General features: G+C 69.6%; 14 protein-coding genes and 1 pseudogene. 6 read left to right on the top strand and 9 right to left on the bottom strand.

Annotation, left to right across the window (positions count from 1 at the left end):
* The first annotated feature begins 68 nt into the window (after nt 1-68).
* From pta to QUE44_RS13025, 3 genes and pseudogenes are all read left to right on the top strand, one after another.
* Nucleotides 69-2,146: pseudogene (pta, locus tag QUE44_RS13035) on the top strand (phosphate acetyltransferase).
* On the top strand, nt 2,143-3,279 hold the full coding sequence (locus tag QUE44_RS13030) for an acetate/propionate family kinase (protein WP_345379239.1): 1,137 nt from the start codon (nt 2,143-2,145) through the stop codon (nt 3,277-3,279). Before pta ends, QUE44_RS13030 begins: the two are co-directional and overlap by 4 nt.
* Nucleotides 3,280-3,752: 473 nt before the next feature.
* Entirely contained in the window at nt 3,753-6,209 is a 2,457-nt protein-coding gene (locus QUE44_RS13025) for a phosphoketolase family protein (protein WP_286215073.1), read from the top strand.
* Between the two features lie 80 nt (nt 6,210-6,289).
* On the opposite strand, the gene QUE44_RS13020 is transcribed toward QUE44_RS13025, so the two are convergent.
* The 3 genes from QUE44_RS13020 to QUE44_RS13010 all read right to left on the bottom strand — a co-directional run bounded on the left by QUE44_RS13020 (nt 6,290) and on the right by QUE44_RS13010 (nt 7,913).
* A complete protein-coding gene (locus tag QUE44_RS13020) occupies nt 6,290-6,637 on the bottom strand; it encodes a cupin domain-containing protein (protein ID WP_286215069.1) in 348 nt (115 codons plus the stop codon).
* 201 nt (nt 6,638-6,838) lie between these two features.
* Nucleotides 6,839-7,225 (bottom strand): DUF3054 domain-containing protein, encoded by a 387-nt coding sequence (locus tag QUE44_RS13015; protein WP_286215067.1) that lies wholly within the window; start codon nt 7,223-7,225, stop codon nt 6,839-6,841.
* A 37-nt stretch (nt 7,226-7,262) separates the two neighbouring features.
* On the bottom strand, nt 7,263-7,913 hold the full coding sequence (locus QUE44_RS13010; RefSeq protein ID WP_286215065.1) for a glutamine amidotransferase-related protein: 651 nt from the start codon (nt 7,911-7,913) through the stop codon (nt 7,263-7,265).
* Nucleotides 7,914-7,976: 63 nt separating this feature from the next.
* Here QUE44_RS13010 and QUE44_RS13005 point away from each other — a divergent pair, with 63 nt between their 5' ends.
* Both QUE44_RS13005 and QUE44_RS14225 read left to right on the top strand, forming a co-directional pair.
* Nucleotides 7,977-9,626: an ABC-F family ATP-binding cassette domain-containing protein gene (locus QUE44_RS13005; RefSeq protein ID WP_350226844.1), complete on the top strand. Its 1,650-nt coding sequence runs from the start codon at nt 7,977-7,979 to the stop codon at nt 9,624-9,626.
* A 20-nt stretch (nt 9,627-9,646) separates the two neighbouring features.
* Complete coding sequence (locus tag QUE44_RS14225) at nt 9,647-9,847, top strand: ABC transporter C-terminal domain-containing protein (RefSeq protein WP_350226843.1); 201 nt, start codon at nt 9,647-9,649, stop codon at nt 9,845-9,847.
* A 195-nt stretch (nt 9,848-10,042) separates the two neighbouring features.
* Here QUE44_RS14225 and QUE44_RS13000 read toward each other — a convergent pair whose 3' ends face one another.
* The 5 genes from QUE44_RS13000 to QUE44_RS12980 form a co-directional block, all read right to left on the bottom strand.
* Nucleotides 10,043-11,419 carry a hypothetical protein gene (locus QUE44_RS13000; protein ID WP_286215063.1) on the bottom strand — a complete coding sequence of 459 codons (1,377 nt, stop codon included), beginning with the start codon at nt 11,417-11,419 and terminating at the stop codon, nt 10,043-10,045.
* 244 nt (nt 11,420-11,663) lie between these two features.
* Nucleotides 11,664-12,578 carry a hypothetical protein gene (locus tag QUE44_RS12995; protein ID WP_286215061.1) on the bottom strand — a complete coding sequence of 305 codons (915 nt, stop codon included), beginning with the start codon at nt 12,576-12,578 and terminating at the stop codon, nt 11,664-11,666.
* Nucleotides 12,575-14,503: a class I SAM-dependent DNA methyltransferase gene (locus tag QUE44_RS12990; protein ID WP_286215060.1), complete on the bottom strand. Its 1,929-nt coding sequence runs from the start codon at nt 14,501-14,503 to the stop codon at nt 12,575-12,577. The genes QUE44_RS12995 and QUE44_RS12990 overlap by 4 nt, the downstream gene beginning before the upstream one ends.
* 86 nt (nt 14,504-14,589) lie before the next feature.
* Nucleotides 14,590-15,261: a type IIL restriction-modification enzyme MmeI gene (locus QUE44_RS12985; protein WP_286215059.1), complete on the bottom strand. Its 672-nt coding sequence runs from the start codon at nt 15,259-15,261 to the stop codon at nt 14,590-14,592.
* An 86-nt stretch (nt 15,262-15,347) separates the two neighbouring features.
* Nucleotides 15,348-15,605 (bottom strand): hypothetical protein, encoded by a 258-nt coding sequence (locus QUE44_RS12980; protein WP_286215058.1) that lies wholly within the window; start codon nt 15,603-15,605, stop codon nt 15,348-15,350.
* A 194-nt stretch (nt 15,606-15,799) separates the two neighbouring features.
* Here QUE44_RS12980 and QUE44_RS12975 point away from each other — a divergent pair, with 194 nt between their 5' ends.
* Nucleotides 15,800-17,158, top strand: a complete 1,359-nt coding sequence (locus QUE44_RS12975) for an urease accessory protein UreH domain-containing protein (protein WP_286215057.1) — start codon at nt 15,800-15,802, stop codon at nt 17,156-17,158.
* Between the two features lies 1 nt (nt 17,159).
* On the opposite strand, the gene QUE44_RS12970 is transcribed toward QUE44_RS12975, so the two are convergent.
* Nucleotides 17,160-17,717 carry a YdeI/OmpD-associated family protein gene (locus tag QUE44_RS12970; protein ID WP_286215056.1) on the bottom strand — a complete coding sequence of 186 codons (558 nt, stop codon included), beginning with the start codon at nt 17,715-17,717 and terminating at the stop codon, nt 17,160-17,162.
* Nucleotides 17,718-17,719: the final 2 nt, after the last annotated feature.

Raw genomic sequence — 17,719 nt, 5'->3', positions numbered from 1 at the left:
CCGATACCCCGGAGGGCATCAGGACCTTAGGCCAGGTGGCACCCCTCAGTTCATGAAACGATGGGGCCGTGGCACGAAGCATCTACATCGCCTCCGCCGAGGGGGACACGGGCAAGTCGACCATCGCACTGGGCATCACCAACCTCGTCGCCAAGCAGGTGGGCAGGGTGGGGATCTTCCGCCCCGTCGCGCGCGTCGCCGACGGTTCGGACTATGTCCTCCAGCTCCTGCTGGGTCACGACAGCATCGACCTGTCGTACGAGCAGGCGATCGGCGTGACCTACGACGACGTCCACGCGGACCCCGAGCGCGCGCTCGAGACCATCGTGTCGCGCTATCACGAAGTCGAGCGCCTGTGTGACTTCGTCGTGATCGTCGGCACCGACTACACCGACGTGTCGGCCGCGGCCGAGCTCGAGTTCAACGGACGCATCGCCGCGAACCTGGGCGCGCCCGTCGTGCTCGTGGTGCACGGACACGAGCGCACGCCCGCCGAGGTCTCCCAGGTGGTCGAGCAGGCTCGCGCCGAGCTCGCCGGCTCGCACGCGAGCGTGGTCGGGATGTTCGTCAACCGGTCCAGCGCCGCGGACGTCGACGCGATCACGGGACTGCTTCCCGCCGACCTGTGCCTGGGCGTGATCCCCGAGGACCCCGTCCTGGTGGCACCGTCCATGAAGCAGCTGCTCGACGCCGTCGAGGGCACGCTGGTCACGGGCGATCCGGCGCTGCTGTCGCGCGAGTCGCGCGGCATCATCGTGGGCGCCATGACCGCGGCCAACCTCCTCGACCGCCTCGAGGACGGCTCCGTGGTGATCGTGCCGGGCGACCGCGCCGACACGCTGCTCGCGCTGCTCGCTGCGCACGGCGCCGAGGGCTTCCCCGCGCTCACGGGCGTGATCCTCACCGGCGGCCTCGAGCCCCGCACGGCCGTCCGTCGACTGGTCGAGGGACTCGGCTCGCCGCTGCCCGTCATCCGCACCACTCTCGACACGTTCGAGACGGCCCGCCGCTGCTCGACCACCCGCGGCCGGCTGTCACGCGAAAGCCAGCTCAAGGTCGACACCGCGCTCGCGATGTTCGAGCAGCGCGTCGACGCCGACAAGCTGCGCGGCGTGCTCGACGTCGCTCGCACCGAGGTCATTACTCCGCTGATGTTCGAGTACGGACTGCTCGACCGTGCCCGCAGCCGCAAGCAGCACATCGTCCTCCCCGAGGGCGGCGACGACCGCATCCTGCGCGCGGCATCGTCCCTCCTCACCCGCGACGTCGTGGACCTCACCATCCTGGGCAACGAGCAGTCGATCCGCTCGCGTGCCGCGGAACTGGGCCTCGAGCTCGACGCCGCACGCATCATCGACCCCACGGATCCCGAATACGTCGAGCGCTTCGCGGCCTCGTACTACGAGATGCGCAAGCACAAGGGCGCGACCCTGGAGGCGGCGCGCGACCGGGTCCAGGACGTCAGTTACTTCGGCACGATGATGGTCCAGGAGGGGCTCGCGGACGGCATGGTGTCGGGCGCCGCCCACACGACGGCGCACACGATCATGCCGTCGTTCCAGATCATCAAGACCGTTCCGGGCGTCTCGATCGTGTCCTCTGTCTTCTTCATGTGCCTCGCGGACCAGGTGCTGGTCTACGGCGACTGTGCCGTGAACCCCGACCCGACCGCCGAGCAGCTCGCGGACATCGCGATCTCCTCTGCGGAGACGGCGCTGCAGTTTGGCGTCGAGCCGCGCGTCGCGATGCTGTCGTACTCGACGGGCGAGTCCGGAACGGGCTCCGACGTCGACAAGGTGCGCGAGGCGACCCGACTGGTGCGCGAGCGTCGCCCCGACCTGCTGGTCGACGGACCGATGCAGTACGACGCCGCGGTCGAGCCCTCGGTCGCGAAGTCGAAGGCGCCGGACTCCCCGTCGCCGGGCGCGCGACCGTGCTGGTCTTCCCCGACCTCAACACGGGCAACAACACGTACAAGGCCGTGCAGCGGTCCGCCGGCGCGGTCGCCGTCGGCCCGGTGCTGCAGGGTCTGCGCAAGCCCGTCAACGACCTCTCGCGCGGCGCGCTGGTCCAGGACATCGTCAACACGGTCGCGATCACCGCGATCCAGGCTCAGAATCTCGACACTTCGGAAGGCAACGCGTGAGCGTCAACTACAACGGCATCGCACTCGTCCTCAACTGCGGCTCCAGCTCGATCAAGTACCAGGTGGTCGACACCACCCAGGAGGCGCCGCTCGCGTCCGGCCTGGTCGAGCGCGTGACGGACCACAACGAGGGCGTGCGCGCCATCATCGAGTCGCTGTCGGCGCCCGACTCGGGCGTGGACCTCGACGCGCTCACCGTGGTGGGCCACCGCGTGGTGCAGGGCGGCGCGGAGTTCAGCGCCCCCACCGTCATCGACGACTCCGTCGAGGACGCGATCGCCAAGCTCGCGGTGCTCGCCCCGCTGCACAACCCCGGCCACGTCGCCGGCATCTCCGCCGCCCGTGCCGCGTTCCCGCACATCCCGCACGTGGCCGTGTTCGACACCGCCTTCCACGCGACCCTGCCCGAGGCGGCGTACTCGTACGCGATCGACCCGCACCTCGCGCGCGAGCACGGCATCCGCCGCTACGGCTTCCACGGCACCTCGCACGGCTACGTGTCGCGTGAGTGCGCCGAGCTCATGGGCCGCGACCCCAAGGAGCTGCGCATCATCACGCTGCACCTGGGCAACGGCGCGTCCGCTGACGCCATCAAGGGCGGCGTCGCGATCGATACCTCGATGGGCCTCACGCCGCTCGACGGGCTCGTGATGGGCTCGCGCACGGGGGCCATCGACCCGGCCGTGGTGTTCCACCTCCACCGCGCCGCCGGCCTCGACATCGACGAGATCGACAACCTCTTCAACAAGCGCTCGGGCCTGCTCGGACTCACGGGCTACTCGGACATGCGCGACGTCCACAAGGCGATCGAGGAGGGCAGCCACGAGGCACGCGTCGCCCTCGACATCTACTGCCGCCGCATCAAGGGTTACGTGGGCCAGTACATGGCTCAGCTGGGCGGTCTCGACGCGATCGTGTTCACGGCGGGCGTGGGCGAGAACGACGACATCGTGCGCCTGCAGTCCCTCGCCGGTCTCGAGGAGTTCGGCATCGAGGTCGACCCCGAGCTCAACGCGGGCCGCAAGAAGGCGGCCACGCTGATCTCGACGGAGTCCTCGCGCGTGCAGGTGTGGGTCATCCCGACCAACGAGGAGCGCGAGATCGCGGTCCAGTCGATCGCGGCGGTCTCCTAGCCAGCCACAGCATCGTCCCGAGGGCCGGTCTCCCACGTGGGAGGCCGGCCCTCGGTGCGGTGGTGCGCGCTACGCACCGGCTCCTGTCGGCTCCGCCACACGGATTCGCGGCTCCGCCACACGGGCATCGGCGTGTCGGCGGCGTGTCGGGCTCGCGCACGCCCTGACGCCACGATCCCGCGCTGATCTGTGTGGCGGAGCCGCGGCTCTCGCGTGCGCTGACCTGCGCCCGGCCGTCCCTGCACGCATCGGGCTGCGTCCTGCGAGGTGCTCAGTGCCCGATCCGGCCGATTTCGGGCACTGAGCACCTCACGGGGCGCAGCGCCGCGCGGGGGCGCGGTGCAAGGGACGATGCACGGGCCAAGAAACGACTGACCGTTCACTCAGAATTGGCCTCAGGAATGGGACCTTCGCCCAACCATGTGAACGTTAATCATGCCATCCTGAGGGTGCACCCCAAGATGGAGGAAATGATGGCACCGACGCCCTGGTCCCCCCGCGCCGCGGATTCCGTTTCCGACGCCGAGGTCGAGGCAATCGACCTGTGGTGGCGGACGGCCAACTACATGTCCGTTGGCCAGATCTACCTGCTGGACAACCCGCTCCTGCGCGAGCCGCTGCACCGCGACCACGTCAAGAAGCGCCTCGTCGGCCACTGGGGCACCACCCCGGGCCTCAACTTCATCTACACGCACCTCAACCGCATGATCACGTCGCGTCAGCAGCCGACGATGTACATCATCGGACCCGGCCACGGCGGCCCCGGACTGGTCGCCGCGAGCTACCTCGAGGGCACGTACAACGAGACCTACCCCGAGATCTCCGAGGACGAGCGCGGTCTCCAGCGCCTCTTCAAGCAGTTCTCATTCCCCGGCGGCATCCCGTCGCACGTCGCACCCGAGACGCCCGGCTCGATCCACGAGGGCGGCGAGCTCGGCTATGCGCTGAGCCACGCGTATGGCGCGGCCTTCGACAACCCGGACCTGCTGGTCGCGGCCGTGGTGGGTGATGGCGAGGCCGAGACCGGCCCGCTGGCCACCAGCTGGCACTCGAACAAGTTCATCAACCCCGCCACGGACGGCGTGGTGCTCCCGATCCTGCACCTCAACGGCTACAAGATCGCCAACCCGACGGTCCTGAGCCGCATCTCCGAGGAGGAGCTCGAGGCGCTCATGGTCGGCTACGGCCACAAGCCCCACGTCTTCACGGCCGGTTTCGACGACGAGACCCCGGCATCGTTCCACGCGCGCTTTGCCGCCGTGCTCGATGACGTGATGGACGAGATCGCGGCGATCAAGGCCGAGGCCAAGGTCAACCCCGACATGGACCGCCCGATGTGGCCCATGATCGTGCTGCGCACCCCGAAGGGCTGGACCTGCCCGCCCGAGATCGACGGCAAGCGCACCGAGGGATCGTGGCGCGCACACCAGGTGCCGCTGTCCAACGCGCGCGACACCGACGACCACCTCCACACTCTCGAGGCGTGGCTCCAGTCCTACGGTCCGGATGACCTCTTCGACGAGAACGGCGTGGTCCGCCCCGAGGTCCTGGGCGTGGTGCCCACGGGCGAGCTGCGGATGTCGGCGCGACCCGAGGCCAACGGCGGGATCCTCATGAAGGACCTGGTCATGCCCGACTACCGCGACTTCGCGGTGGACGTCCCCGCGCCCGGCGCGGCGATTGGCGAGGCGACCCGCACGCTGGGCAACTTCCTGCGCGAGATCATGCGCAACAACCCCGATAACTTCCGCATCTTCGCGCCCGACGAGCTCGCGTCGAACCGCATCCAGGCCGTCCTCGAGGTCACGGACAAGGTGTGGAACGCGGACATCGACCCCGACGACGGCCCCATGGCCCACAAGGGCCGCGTGGTCGAGATGTTGTCGGAGCACCAGTGCCAGGGCTGGCTTGAGGCCTACAACCTCACGGGCCGCCACGGCCTCTTCACCAGCTACGAGGCGTTCATTCACATCGTCGACTCGATGTTCAACCAGCACGCCAAGTGGCTCAAGGTCGCTCACGAGCTCCCGTGGCGCCGCCCCATTCCGTCGCTCAACTACCTGCTGTCGAGCCACGTGTGGCGCCAGGACCACAACGGCTTCTCGCACCAGGACCCGGGCTTCATCGACCACGTCGTGAACAAGAAGGCCGAGGTCGTCCGCGTCTACCTGCCCGCCGACGCCAACACGCTGCTCGCGACCTACGACCACTGCCTGCGTTCGCGCGACCACGTCAACGTGGTGGTCGCGGGCAAGCAGCCGCAGGCGCAGTGGCTCACGATCGAGGAGGCGGAGAACCACTTCGCTCGCGGCGCCGGCATCTGGGACTTCGCGTCCAACGTGCCGCTGGGCGAGGAGCCCGACGTCGTGATGGCCGCGGCGGGCGACGTGCCCACGATGGAGATCCTCGCGGCGATCGACATCATCCGTACGGAGCTGCCCGATCTCAAGGTGCGCATGGTCAACGTGGTCGACCTCATGCGCCTCCAGCCGGAGAAGGAGCACCCGCACGGAATGTCGGACCGCGAGTTCGACCAGCTGTTCACCACGGACAAGCCGATCGTCTTCAACTACCACGGCTACCCGTGGCTCATCCACCGCCTGACCTACCGCCGCAACGGCCACCCCAACCTGCACGTGCGCGGCTTCAAGGAGGAGGGCACCACCACGTCGCCCTTCGACATGGCGATGGTCAACGACATCGACCGCTTCCACCTGGTCATGGACGTGATCGACCGCGTTCCCGGGCTCGGCACCCGTGCGGCCTCCCTGCGCCAGAAGCTCCAGGACAAGCGCTTCGAGGCGCAGCGCTACGCCTACGAGACCGGCGCCGACCTTCCCGAGGTCGCCGAGTGGGTCTGGTCTGGCGCGGGCGCCGACGTGCAGGCCAAGCTCTCGGGCGCGCTCGCGACCGACGGCGACAACGAGTAGTCGCCTTCGCGCCTCACGGAAGGGGGCCGATGCTCCGGTTCAGCCGGAGGGTCGGCCCCCTTTCCGCGCGTGTGGGCCCGTCATGCGCCGGACTCGCCGTCGTAGTAGTCGACCGCCTCCGCGTCGCGGTGGAAGGCCACGGGTACCCCACCGACGATCAGCCCAGTCTTGCCCGAGTCGGGGTAGTGGGCCACATCGGGATCGCTCGTGGTGTCGACGTCGACGTAACGCAGCACCTCGGTGCCGTCGTTAGTGAGCCGGTGCGCGCCGGCGGGACCAGGCGGCAGCACCACGACGTGCCCCGGTCCCACCTCACGCTCCCCGTCGGGAGTCCGCAGCCGTCCGCGTCCGGACAGGATCACGTAGACCTCGGTGATCGACTCGTGCCAGTGATAGGGATACGCCGACCTGCCCGGCGGAATCTCCATGAACGCCACGGTCGCCTAATGCCCACGGCGCTCGAGCACCAGCCGCTTCGTGTACGCGAAGACGCCGCGCGACTCCTCGCGCGAGGGGAGATCGCTGCCGTCGGTGATGATGACGTGGGAGGTGTCCATGCTGCCATCGTGCACCCGGCGAACCCCGCCCACGAGGAGGTGGCGGGACGCGGCGGGAGCCGCGACAAGCCCCTAGGGCTTGAGACCCCTGCGCGTGGCGATCCATCCGGACACCACGCGCCACCCGATGAGGAACACGGCGAGCACCGCGCCCGCGACCAGCACGAACGACACCTGAACTCCTTGGCCGTAGACGGCGCGCAGCACCATCCCGCCCACGAGCGTCGAGGCCCACACGATCACTCCGGTGCGCTTCCCGTCGCACGGCCTGCGCCATGCGCGGGCGAGCAACCAGCCGAGCGCGGCACCCGTGAGGAACGGCGAGGCCGTGGTCGCGAGCCCCAGACCCGACTCACCCAGGACGCCCTCGTCGTGACTCGCACGGCCGATCGCGGAGAACGCCACGATCGCGCCGGCGTCAAGAGCGGCGGCGCCCAGCGCCGCTTGTCGGAGGTTCACGATCCGGCCCCTTCCCGTCCACGCAGGTACTCGCGGATCATGAGCACCCCGGCGACAGCGGCATCGTCCCCATGGGCACGCGCCTGCGCGCGCAACTCCCCGGCGCGATCCGCCGCTCGCGCAGTTCGCCGCTGTGCCCGATGAGCCACTGCTCGATGCGCTCGGCGTCGACCTCGGGGTGGAACTGCAGGCCGAGCGCGCTGCCGTAGACGAACGCCTGGCACGGCGTCGCCAGCGTCGAGGCAAGCACGGTCGCGCCGGCTGGCGGCGTGATCGCGTCGCCGTGCCAGTGGAGCACCGGCGCGCCGTCGAGGTGGCGCAGGGGCGTGGACGATGCCTCGGGCGCCAGATCGAGGACGCCCCAGCCGATCTCGGGCCGGCCGGGAGCGACCGACCCGCCGAGTGCGGCCGCGAGTAGCTGCGCGCCCAGGCACACGCCGAGAGTGGACAGCTCGCGCGCGACCCGACCCTCGAGCAGCGCCATCTCCTCGGCGAGCACGGGATGGTCGTCGAGGTCGCCCACCCCGACGGGCCCACCGAGCACGATCGCGAGGTCGGCGGTGGCGAGCGGCGAGAGGTCGTCGACACCGGCGTCGAGGTACGTGACGTCGTAGCCGTATGCGGCGATCTCCGCCTCCCACAGCCCCAGGTCCTCGAACGCGACATGGCGCAACGCGACGCATTTCATGGCGCGAGCCTAGGCGATGGGGTAAGGCGCAGGTAGGCCACGCCGCGCGACTACCCTTGTCGGGTGGCTCATCTCCTAGGCGCCGAGGCGCTGCACGTCGACTTCGGCACCGGACCGGTGCTGGGCTCGGTCAGCATCGGTCTCGACGACGGCGACCGGATCGGCGTCGTGGGCGCCAACGGCGCGGGCAAGTCGAGCCTGCTCAAGGCCCTCGCAGGCCGCCTCGAGCCCCACGGCGGACGCATCACGATCGCGCGGGGCACGCGGATCGGCGTGCTCGATCAGTCCGACCACGTGGACACCGCGCTCACGGTCGCGCAGGCGATCGTCGGCGACATGGACCAGCACGAGTGGGCGGCCGACCCCCGGGTGCGCGACATCATGTCCGGCCTGGTCCCCGACCTGCCCGCCGACGCGATCGTGGGCGACCTGTCAGGCGGCCAGCAGCGACGCGTCGCCCTCGCGCACGTTCTGGTGGGCGACCACGACGCGGTGTTCCTCGACGAGCCCACCAACCACCTCGACGTCGAGGGCGTCACCTGGCTCGCGGAGCACCTCAAGCGCCGCTGGTCGGGCAACCGTGGCGCCCTCCTGGTGGTCACCCACGACCGCTGGTTCCTCGACGAGGTCACCACCAAGACCTGGGAGGTCCACGACGGCGAGGTCGACATGTACGAGGGCGGATACGCCGCGTACGTGCTCCAACGCGTCGAGCGCGACCGCATCGCCAACGTCACCGAGCAGCGCCGCCAGAACCTCATGCGCAAGGAGCTCGCATGGTTGCGCCGCGGCGCCCCCGCCCGCACCTCCAAGCCCAAGTTCCGCATCGACGCCGCCAACGCGCTGATCGCGGACGTCCCGCCGATCCGCGACTCCGTCAAGCTGCACCGCATGGCCGCCGCCCGCTTGGGCAAGGACGTGGTCGAACTGGTCCGCGTGGGCGTCACCTACGGCGACAAGGAGGTCATCCGCGACCTGGACTGGAACATCGGCCCCGGCGACCGGATCGGCCTGCTGGGCGAGAACGGCGCGGGCAAGTCCACGCTGCTGCGTCTGGTCACGGGCGAGCAGAAGCCCACCTCGGGCCGCGTGAAGACGGGCATCACGGTGCGCGTCGCGCAGCTCAGCCAGCAGCTCGCCGAGCTCGAGGAGCACGCCGACGAACGCGTGTCCGCCGTGGTCAAGCAGTTCTCCTCGATCACGCTGAGCGACGGCCAGGAGATGACCCCGGGGCAGCTCCTCGAGCGCATGGGCTTCACGTCCGCGCAGCTCAAGACGCCGGTCGGGCGGCTCAGCGGCGGCCAGCGCCGCCGCCTCCAGCTGCTGGTGGTCCTCCTGTCCGAGCCCAACGTGCTGGTCCTCGACGAGCCCACCAACGACCTGGACACGGACATGCTCGCCGCCCTCGAGGACCTGCTCGACGCGTGGCCCGGCACCCTGATCGTGGTCAGCCACGACCGCTACCTCATGGAACGCATCACCGACACCCAGTTCGCCGTGGTCGACGGCGGCCTGCGCCACCTCCCCGGCGGCGTCGACGAGTACGTCGAGCTCTCACGGCAGCGCCGCGCCGGCGGCGCCGGCATCGGCACCTTTGGCAGGGACGATGCGCGGGCCGGGTCGGGCGCCCCCGCCAGGACGATGCCGCGGCCACCGTGCGGGCGGCCTTACCCGCCGCGGCGGCGACCCCCGCATCGTCCGCCCCAACCCTGAGCGGCGCCGAGCGCCGCGAGGTGGAGAAGGAGCTCAAGGCCGTCGAGCGGCGCATGGCCAAGCTCGAGGAGCTCACCGAGGGCACCCACAACGAGATGGTCATGCACGACCAGTCCGACTTCACCGGCCTCGCGGCCTTCATGAAGACCCTCAAGGCGTACGAGGACGAGACCGCTCAGCTCGAGGAGCGGTGGCTCGAGCTGTCCGAGCGGCTCGGCTGAGGCCTGCGCAGGGGTTCCGCGCGCGGCCGCACCCCGGTAATTTGGGTGCCCTAGCCGGGAGATCTGCGGAGGATCCCGGAAGTGAACCCCGGGAGTCCCTGCCGGACGACAGGGCCCGGGGTTTCGCGCATCCTCAGCGCGTCAGCAGCTCAAGTTGTTCACCAAGGATTTCGACAGATCGGATGAGCACGGCTCTCAGCGCAGGCGCTTCCTCGCGGCGCGACGAATGCGCCACACCGGATCGTGAGCAAGATGCTCGAGCGCCGCACGTGGCAAGCCCGATCGCCCGCCCAGCAATCCACGCACGCCCTGGTCCGCGTCTTTCGACAGTGTCACCAGTGCATCCACGGGTGTCCTGCGATTGCTCGCCAGCGCCTCCCTCACGGCGACAGCGCTATCCGCGGCGAGTGCGGCCAAAGTGTCCGCCGGAGTCGACTCGTCGGCGGCGACGCGCCGCCGCTCCGTTGGGGACGAGCGCATGTGTCGCCTGGCGAGTTCGCGAACGCCAGCGTCCGCGTCCCGGACCAAGTCAGTCCAGAGCACCTCAGGCGCCGAGGGGTGAAGCGCGACAGCTTGGCGGATCGCGGCCCTGCCGTCCCGCGACAGTCGCTTGAGCGCCCCGGGAGTCGAGCGGGGGTGAAGCGCAACGAGCAGGCAGATCTCGAAGTCGGACTCCAGACTCAGGGTCTCCAACGCTGCGCCGGGCGTGCTCCGGTGGGCTGCGACCAGCCGACGCACGTCGTCGCTCCGATCGGCAACCATAGTGGCGAGCGCCTCGGGAGATGCGGAAGAGTTGCCAGCGACCGCGCGCCGGACTTCTACCTCGGGGGCCTTGGCCAAGGCATCGAGCGAGTAGACAGGCGTGCGACCGTTGGCGGCGACCGCCTCACGGGTGTGCGACGACCCGCTGCCTGCGAGATCCGCGAGCAAGTCGGCCGAAGCCTCAGAATGTTGCGCGATGTACGCCAACTCATGATTGGGCACACGTGCCACCAACGCCCGGAGCACACCGGTCGCCGCGATCGGGTTGTGGACGCACTCTCCGCGCACCTGTGCAGAAGGGTCCCGTGCAAGCCGCTCGAGGACGGATGCGTCGCAGGTATACCGCGCCACGCTGGCACGCACGCTCTCGTCTGAGTCATCTGCAAGCCGCGATCTTTGTCGATCAGACGCGTACACGCTTCCCGCGAGCGAGCGTCGTACCTGGGGCGCCTCGTCGCGGACGAGAATGCCCTCGACGAACGTCGGCTCGAGCGGCACCGTTGACGATGCGACGTGCACCTTTTCCGACGTCGCATGCGCGCGGACCAATACGCCCGCAACCTCGAGCGCACTCCGCGGCTCGGGCAGCATGGCGGCGTCGCAGTCTTCTGCGATGAGCCTCTCGGCATGGCCTCGACGCTGCCACGAGAGTGGCTCGACGAAGGTCGGGGCACCAGGAGCACCGAGGTATGGCGCCCGCACCTCGATATCGTCGACAAATCGCTCCACCACTGCGTCAGGCGTGCGCGGGTTGAGCGCAACACTGCGGCGCACCATGAGGTCTTCGTGATCCGCAAGTGCGACGAGCACGTCGCTCGGCGCGGAGCGCCCCCAGCGAGTGCGCGAGCGTGGTTCCGGGTGGCGTGAAGCACGCCGTAGACCAACGCAGACGATCGCGGGTTGGACGCAAGTGCGCGTGCCACTTCTGTCGAATCCGCGTGGCACTTGGCGATCCACTCAAGCGTCGAGCTCGGCGTGGAGGGGTTGCGCGCGAGGGCGGCAGCGACGGTGTCTCCGGCGTGCTCCGCGATCCGCGCCAGCGTGCGCGGCAACGTCAGGGGTTGGTGCCGATGACTTCGAGCAGCTCACTCGGTAGGTCGAGAACATCGTCACGGAAGATGCCTTGTGGAAATCGCCAGGCGGTCTCGCGCACGTCCGCGCGCATCGCCACATTGGCCATGGCGATCCGCGGGTCCGGCCCCCACCGTGACTCCATGATCAGCGCAAGTACGCTCACGGGGGTTGAAGGATTGCCCGCTACGGCCTCGACCACGGCTGGCTCGACGTCATGCGCCCACTGCGCGAGCGTTTCCGCGGGAATCCACGGCTGCCGCGCGAGACGAACACGCAATGACGTGTGCGGCGCGGATATCATCACTGTCAGCGCGCCACGAGCGCTGCCCGATTCACCGGAAAGTATCCGGTGAAGATTGAGCCCGAGAGCCGCCGCAATGTCGTCGTTGTGCTCCAGGCGCCAGTTGCGCCGCCTCAGCGCCTCCTCACGCACCCGCTCGGTCTGATCGCGCTCCAGGATCTCGTAGACCTCGCGCGCGGATCGGAAGTCCCGCGCCACCGCCAAGCGGACATCGTCCGAAGAATCGTGCGCGAGAGCCATCAGCAAGTCGACTGGAGGGCTCCCCTGCGCTACCACTTCGCGCACGAGAGGGCTCGGGTCTCGTGCAAGAGCCGTGAGGGTGCCGATATCGAGCACCGCATCTGCACCAAGCACGCGTTCCTCGGGCTCGTCCGATCGCAGTAGTCTCGCGACCTCATGCCCCTCGAGGGTGCGGGTCAAGGAGCGCTCAGCGGCGACGCGCACCTTCACGTCTCGGTCCGCACGAAGGAATACCGCCAGCGCAGGGCTCAGTCGTCGTCGCTTGGCGAGCGATTTCGCTGCGGCAGCCCGGGTAGCCGCATCGCGGTGTCCGAGCAAGGCGAAGTCGTCGGCCTCAGATACGCCCACGCTCACGGGCGCGCTCCGCCTTGGGGCCCAGTCAACGGCTCGTAAGCGACCCGCCCCTCGACTATGTCGCGGTTGAGCGAGCGGAGGCGGCGCACCAGCTCGGGCCCGTCCTGAGCGACGGCCTTGGGCCAGCCGTAGGCCGCAGCGACGGCCTCGTCGAGGCGCTTGTGCAGCGCCTTGAGGTCGGCGAAGCCGCCCTCGTCCATCAGGTTGTAGAGCTTGGTGAGGCCCAGTTGGTGCTCGATGCAGAGCTCGGAGCGGCGAGCGTAAAGGGCGCTGGATGCCTCGGCAATAGCCTCCCTCTGAGTCTTGGTCGGCTGGGGCCAGGGGAAGGTCTCGAACACACTGGTTGGCGTGTAGCGGAGTCGCGTCTCGAGCGTCGAGGACTGGGCCCATGCCCACGCGTCGTGCGCGCGGGAGAGCAGGATGCCCATGGAGTAGTCATCGTCGAAGGCGAACACGTTCACCAGGTTGCTGGGGCAGACGGCGGCATCCTGCCAGGCAAGCGCCAGTCGCTTGCCCGTCGCGGTACCCACAATAAACCGCGAGAGCGGCGAGAGAGCGGAGCGCATGGCCGTGCGGGGCTCGCCGAAGATCCACCATCGCTCGCGGTAGACCGCGCGGTTCGACTGCTCACGGTCCGGCTTGACCAGACGCCGCACGATGTCGAGCGCGGCGGGGTAGGACGCAGCTTCTTCGAGCGGACGGAGCCCGAAGTCGATGATCCAACGGGACGGATCCTGGGCAGATCGGTTTGCCACGTCATCGCCGATCACGTAGGGACGCACGATGTCCGCGTAGACGGCCTCGGAACGGGATTGCAGCGCCGCCGCAGACGCATCGTCCATCACGAAGCCCTTGCCGATCGGAATCGGCCCCTGGAAGCACCTGCCCTTGTTGGCCGCGAGCGCCTGCGGAGCCCACGTATCGGCGCCGGTCGCGGTGAGGGAGGGCGTGATCCCGGCGACGCGCGCGCCGTCGAGGTCGAACTCAGTGACCGCCTCCGCGGGCTCCTTGATCCAATTGACGATCGAGACGTGAACCTTGGCCTCGCCCGGCCACTTCTGCGACGAGACCGCGTCGGTGATCACGCCGCCGTGCGCGGCAACGTATTCAAGCGAGGCGCCGCGCGCGCGGTTCTGTGAGATGGAGTTGGTGCCAACGAGGCCGGCTCGCTGGCCCTGCGCAAGGGCGTCGTTGGCCTTGCGGAACCAGTACACGCACAGGTCCTTGATCCCGACGCCGAACTCCTTCTTAAGCCATGTGAGGTAGGCGTCGCCCAGGGACTCGCGGAGGAGCTGAGAGCCGAGAAATGGCGGGTTCCCGATGATCGCGTCCACCTGGGGCCACTCGGCGCGCAGGGCATCGGCCGCCCGCACGCCCGGCAGGCTCACCAGCGGCAGTGGCGCCTCCGCCTCCCCGTAGAGGTCCATCACCTGGCGATGTCCCATCCACAGCACCACGCGCGCGATCATGACCGCGACGTGCTCGATGTCAATCCCGTGGACCGCGGTGAGCGGCACGTACGGCAGCGGTCCGGACGGTGCGGGCGCACCCGTGGTCTCCGCGAGGGTGAAGATGCGCTGCTTGAGTTCGTACTCGAGGGCGCGCAACTCGCGATACGCCACATAGAGGAAGTTGCCGCACCCGCACGCGGGGTCCAACACCGTGAAGGCGCACAGCTCGTCGAGCAACGCCCGGGCCTCCGCAGGCGAGGCGGTGGCGGCGATCCTGTCACGCCACGGCCGCACGATCGTGGGTGTGACGATCTTCATGATGTCGGCCTCGTGCGTGTAGTGCGCTCCCAGCGCCGAGCGACGCTCCTGACCCAGCACGCCCTCGAGCAGGCTGCCGAAGATGGTGGGGTTGACGTTGCGCCAGTCGAACTCGACCGCCTTCTTGAGGTGGAGCAGCTCGTCCCTGGTCAGCATGGGCGAATCGACCTCGGCGAAGAGGTCGCCGTTGACGTAGCGCGTACCCGCGTAGGCGCCGGCGCGACCCGAATCGGACTTCTTGTTCAGCAGCCCGAACAGGTAGTCGAACTCCTGGTTGAGTTGAGCTCAGGATCCTTTAGCACCACCTCGACCGCATGCGACAGCGGCAGTCCGTCGAGCAGGCCCAGGTCCTCGGCGAACATGCACCACACCACCTGCATGGTGAAGCGCTGAATGTCCGTGACCGGCGCGGCGCCGCGGTCCGCAAGGGAGGTGTACAGCTTCGCCACGTGCTCGGCGGCCTCGGCGGTGAGCTCCCGCCTCTGCTCCGTGAAGACGGGATCCACGTCACCCGCCACCAGGAACATGAACGCCTCGGCGCGGTCGGGAAGCTCCCTGAGCGTGAGGCGCAGGCGCGGCTCCTTGGGGAAGCGTCCCGGCTCCCAGATCTCGAACTCGTGGAAGTTGCACAGCACCACGAAGCGTGCCGCGGGGATGCCCTCCTTGGCGTCCGAGGACTCCTGCCAGTAGCGAATGCGCTGGTCGTCGGCCTTGGCCAGGGCCACGCCCGGCTTCTTCATCTCGACAATGAGCTGGCCGGGCCAGTGGAGGTCCATGAAGCCGGCGGAGGACTTGAAGTCCTCGAACAGTGCCCCCGCCGCCAAGCGATCCGTGCCGTAGGCTGCGAAGAGCTCGTTGAGGAACGTCTGCGCCTCGGCCTTCTCGGACCCCGCGTACGCTTCCCACCGCTTCACGAAGGCGCGCAGATCCGCCTCAATCTCGGCACCACTTCGCACCGGTGTCCCCCTCAGCGTCTTTGATTGCGCTCGCCCGCTCCGCCTTAGATCAGGCGAACCGCGTCACCCGCATAGTACGTGTCCTGCATCAAGCGCTTGTGCTGCTTGGCCAGTTCGGTGATCGCCGCGTCGAGCGCGAGCTCGACATTGCGGTCTCCGCCCGACTTCTTCACCTTTGCCAGGCCCTTCTTCGCACGTGCGATGGTGTGTTCGAGATTCAGTAGCACCGCGGAGACCTCACCCATCGCGTCGTCGCGCGTCGGGTCGCCAGATCCAGACGGAACGTGAGCAGCAGAGGACATGAGGGCTCCCTTCGGACCCACCCAGGGTACCCGCGCCGACCGACAGCGTGCCGCGGCTGTGGACGGGACATGACGTACACACCTTCCCGCACGGGCAGGGTCGCGACCCAGGTCCCGAGCGAACGCCCCCGCGATCTGTCTACCCTGACCTCACACAAGCCAGCCCGCACCCCGGCGGGCCGCGAGGAGGAGCCATGGAGCGCATCGTCCCCATCGAGGGAATGACGTGTGCCGCGTGCGAGACCACGGTCACCGCCGCCGCGCTCGAGCTTCCCGGCGTGCGCGCCGCGCGCGCCGACCGCCGCTCGGGCCGGCTCACCCTCGAGGGCGAGCGTCTGCCCGCCGATTCCGCCCTCGATGCCGCGCTCGCCGACACCCCGTATCGCGTGGGCGCACGTCCGTGGCTGAGCCGCGATCACACGGTGTGGCGCGACGTCACGGTCGCGGCCGCGGTGGTCGCCGCGCTCGCGATCACGGCGTACGCGTTCGGTCTCGACGAGCGCATCGGCACGCTCACGTCAGGCGCCTCGGCCGGATCGCTCGCGCTCATCGCGTTGCTGGGCGTCGCGGCGTCGGTGTCCACGTGCATGGCGCTCGTGGGCGGCCTGGTGATCTCTCTCGCGGCCTCCGTCGGGGACGATGCCCGCCGCGCCGCCCGCTTGCGCCCCCACCTCGCGTTCAACGTGGGCAGGGTCGTCGGCTTCGCGGTGCTGGGAGGCGTGGTCGGGTGGGCGGGCCAGGGACTGCAACTCTCCGGCACGGCGCTCGCGGCGACGATGCTCGTCGCCGCCGTGGTCATGGGCGTCCTCGGCCTGCGCCTCACCGGCGCCTCACCGCGCCTCGCCGGGTGGCAGCTCACCCTGCCGGGCCGCTGGGGCGCATGGGCGCGGACGGGTGCCGGTCCGTCCACCGTTCGCAAAGGCGCCCGCGCCGGCGACCTGCGCGCGGCAGGACTGGGCGCGGCATCGTTCTTCCTGCCGTGCGGCTTCACGCAGGCCGTCCAGGTCTACGCGCTGTCGACGGGATCCGCCGCCGCGGGCGCCGCCGTCATGGCCGTCTTCGCGCTCGGGACCACGCCCGGACTGCTGGCGGCCGGCGCCGCCGCGAGCGCGGCCAGGCGGTCCTCGACGGGACGAGCGCTCCGGGTCGTGGGCGTCGTGGTGGTCGCGTTCGCGCTGGTGACGGGCGCGGGTGCGGTGACCACCCTCGCGCCAGGGCTCGGTTTCGGCGGGCTCACCCCCACCGAGCGCACGGCCAACGTCGCGGATGTCCGTGGCGCGCAGGAGGTCACCACGGTGGTCGAGGCGGACGGCTACTCCCCCGAGGTCTCGGTGGTCTACGCGGGCGAGAACGTGAGGTGGCGCCTCGAGCCCGAGTGGGTCGGGTGCGCGAGCCTCATCACCGCGCCATCGCTCGGCCTCGACAGCATCGACGTGCTCACGGGTCCCGCCACGGTGGAGTTCACCGCGGGCGAGCCGGGCACGTACGCCTACTCGTGCGCAATGGGCATGTACACGGGCGCGTTCGTGGTGATCGACCGGCCCGAGGCGTGACCTAGCCTCGCAACCTGTCGAGCGCGCGCCGCAGGCGCCGCTCGCGCGTCGCCTCGGTCGCTGCGGTCATGAGCGGGTGCAGGACCGCGAAGCGCTCGGCGCGGGTGAGCGCCTCGAAGGCGGCCTCGAGCGCGGGCTCCGCGGCCAGCGCGCGGGCGAGGTCGTCCGGCACGGCCGCGGTCGCCGAGCCGTCGTAGGCCCGCTCCCAGCGCCCGTCGTGCCGAGCCTTGGCGACCTCCTCGAGTCCGCGCTCGCGCATGCGCCCCGCGTCGGTGAGGCGCGCGACGTGCTCGACGTTGCGGGCCGACCACATCGAGCGCGCGCGTCGCGGCGTGAAGCGCTGGAGGAAGGTCGCCGCATCGCGGCCCCTCTTCTGGCCGTCGATCCACCCCGAGCACAGCGCCTCGTCGAGAGCCTGGGCGTAGGTGAGCGACGTGGGCACCGTGACGCCCTTCTTCGCGAGCACGAGCCACACGCCGTCCGACGTCGACTCGTGGAGGTCGAGCCACACGCGCCAGGCCGCGGCATCGGCCACGGTGAACTCGGCGGGCTCCGCCATCG

Source organism: Demequina sediminis, from assembly GCF_030296675.1.
GTDB lineage: Bacteria > Actinomycetota > Actinomycetes > Actinomycetales > Demequinaceae > Demequina > Demequina sediminis.
The sequence above is the reverse complement of the archived record's forward strand: the minus strand, read 5'-3'. Positions and strand labels throughout refer to the sequence as shown.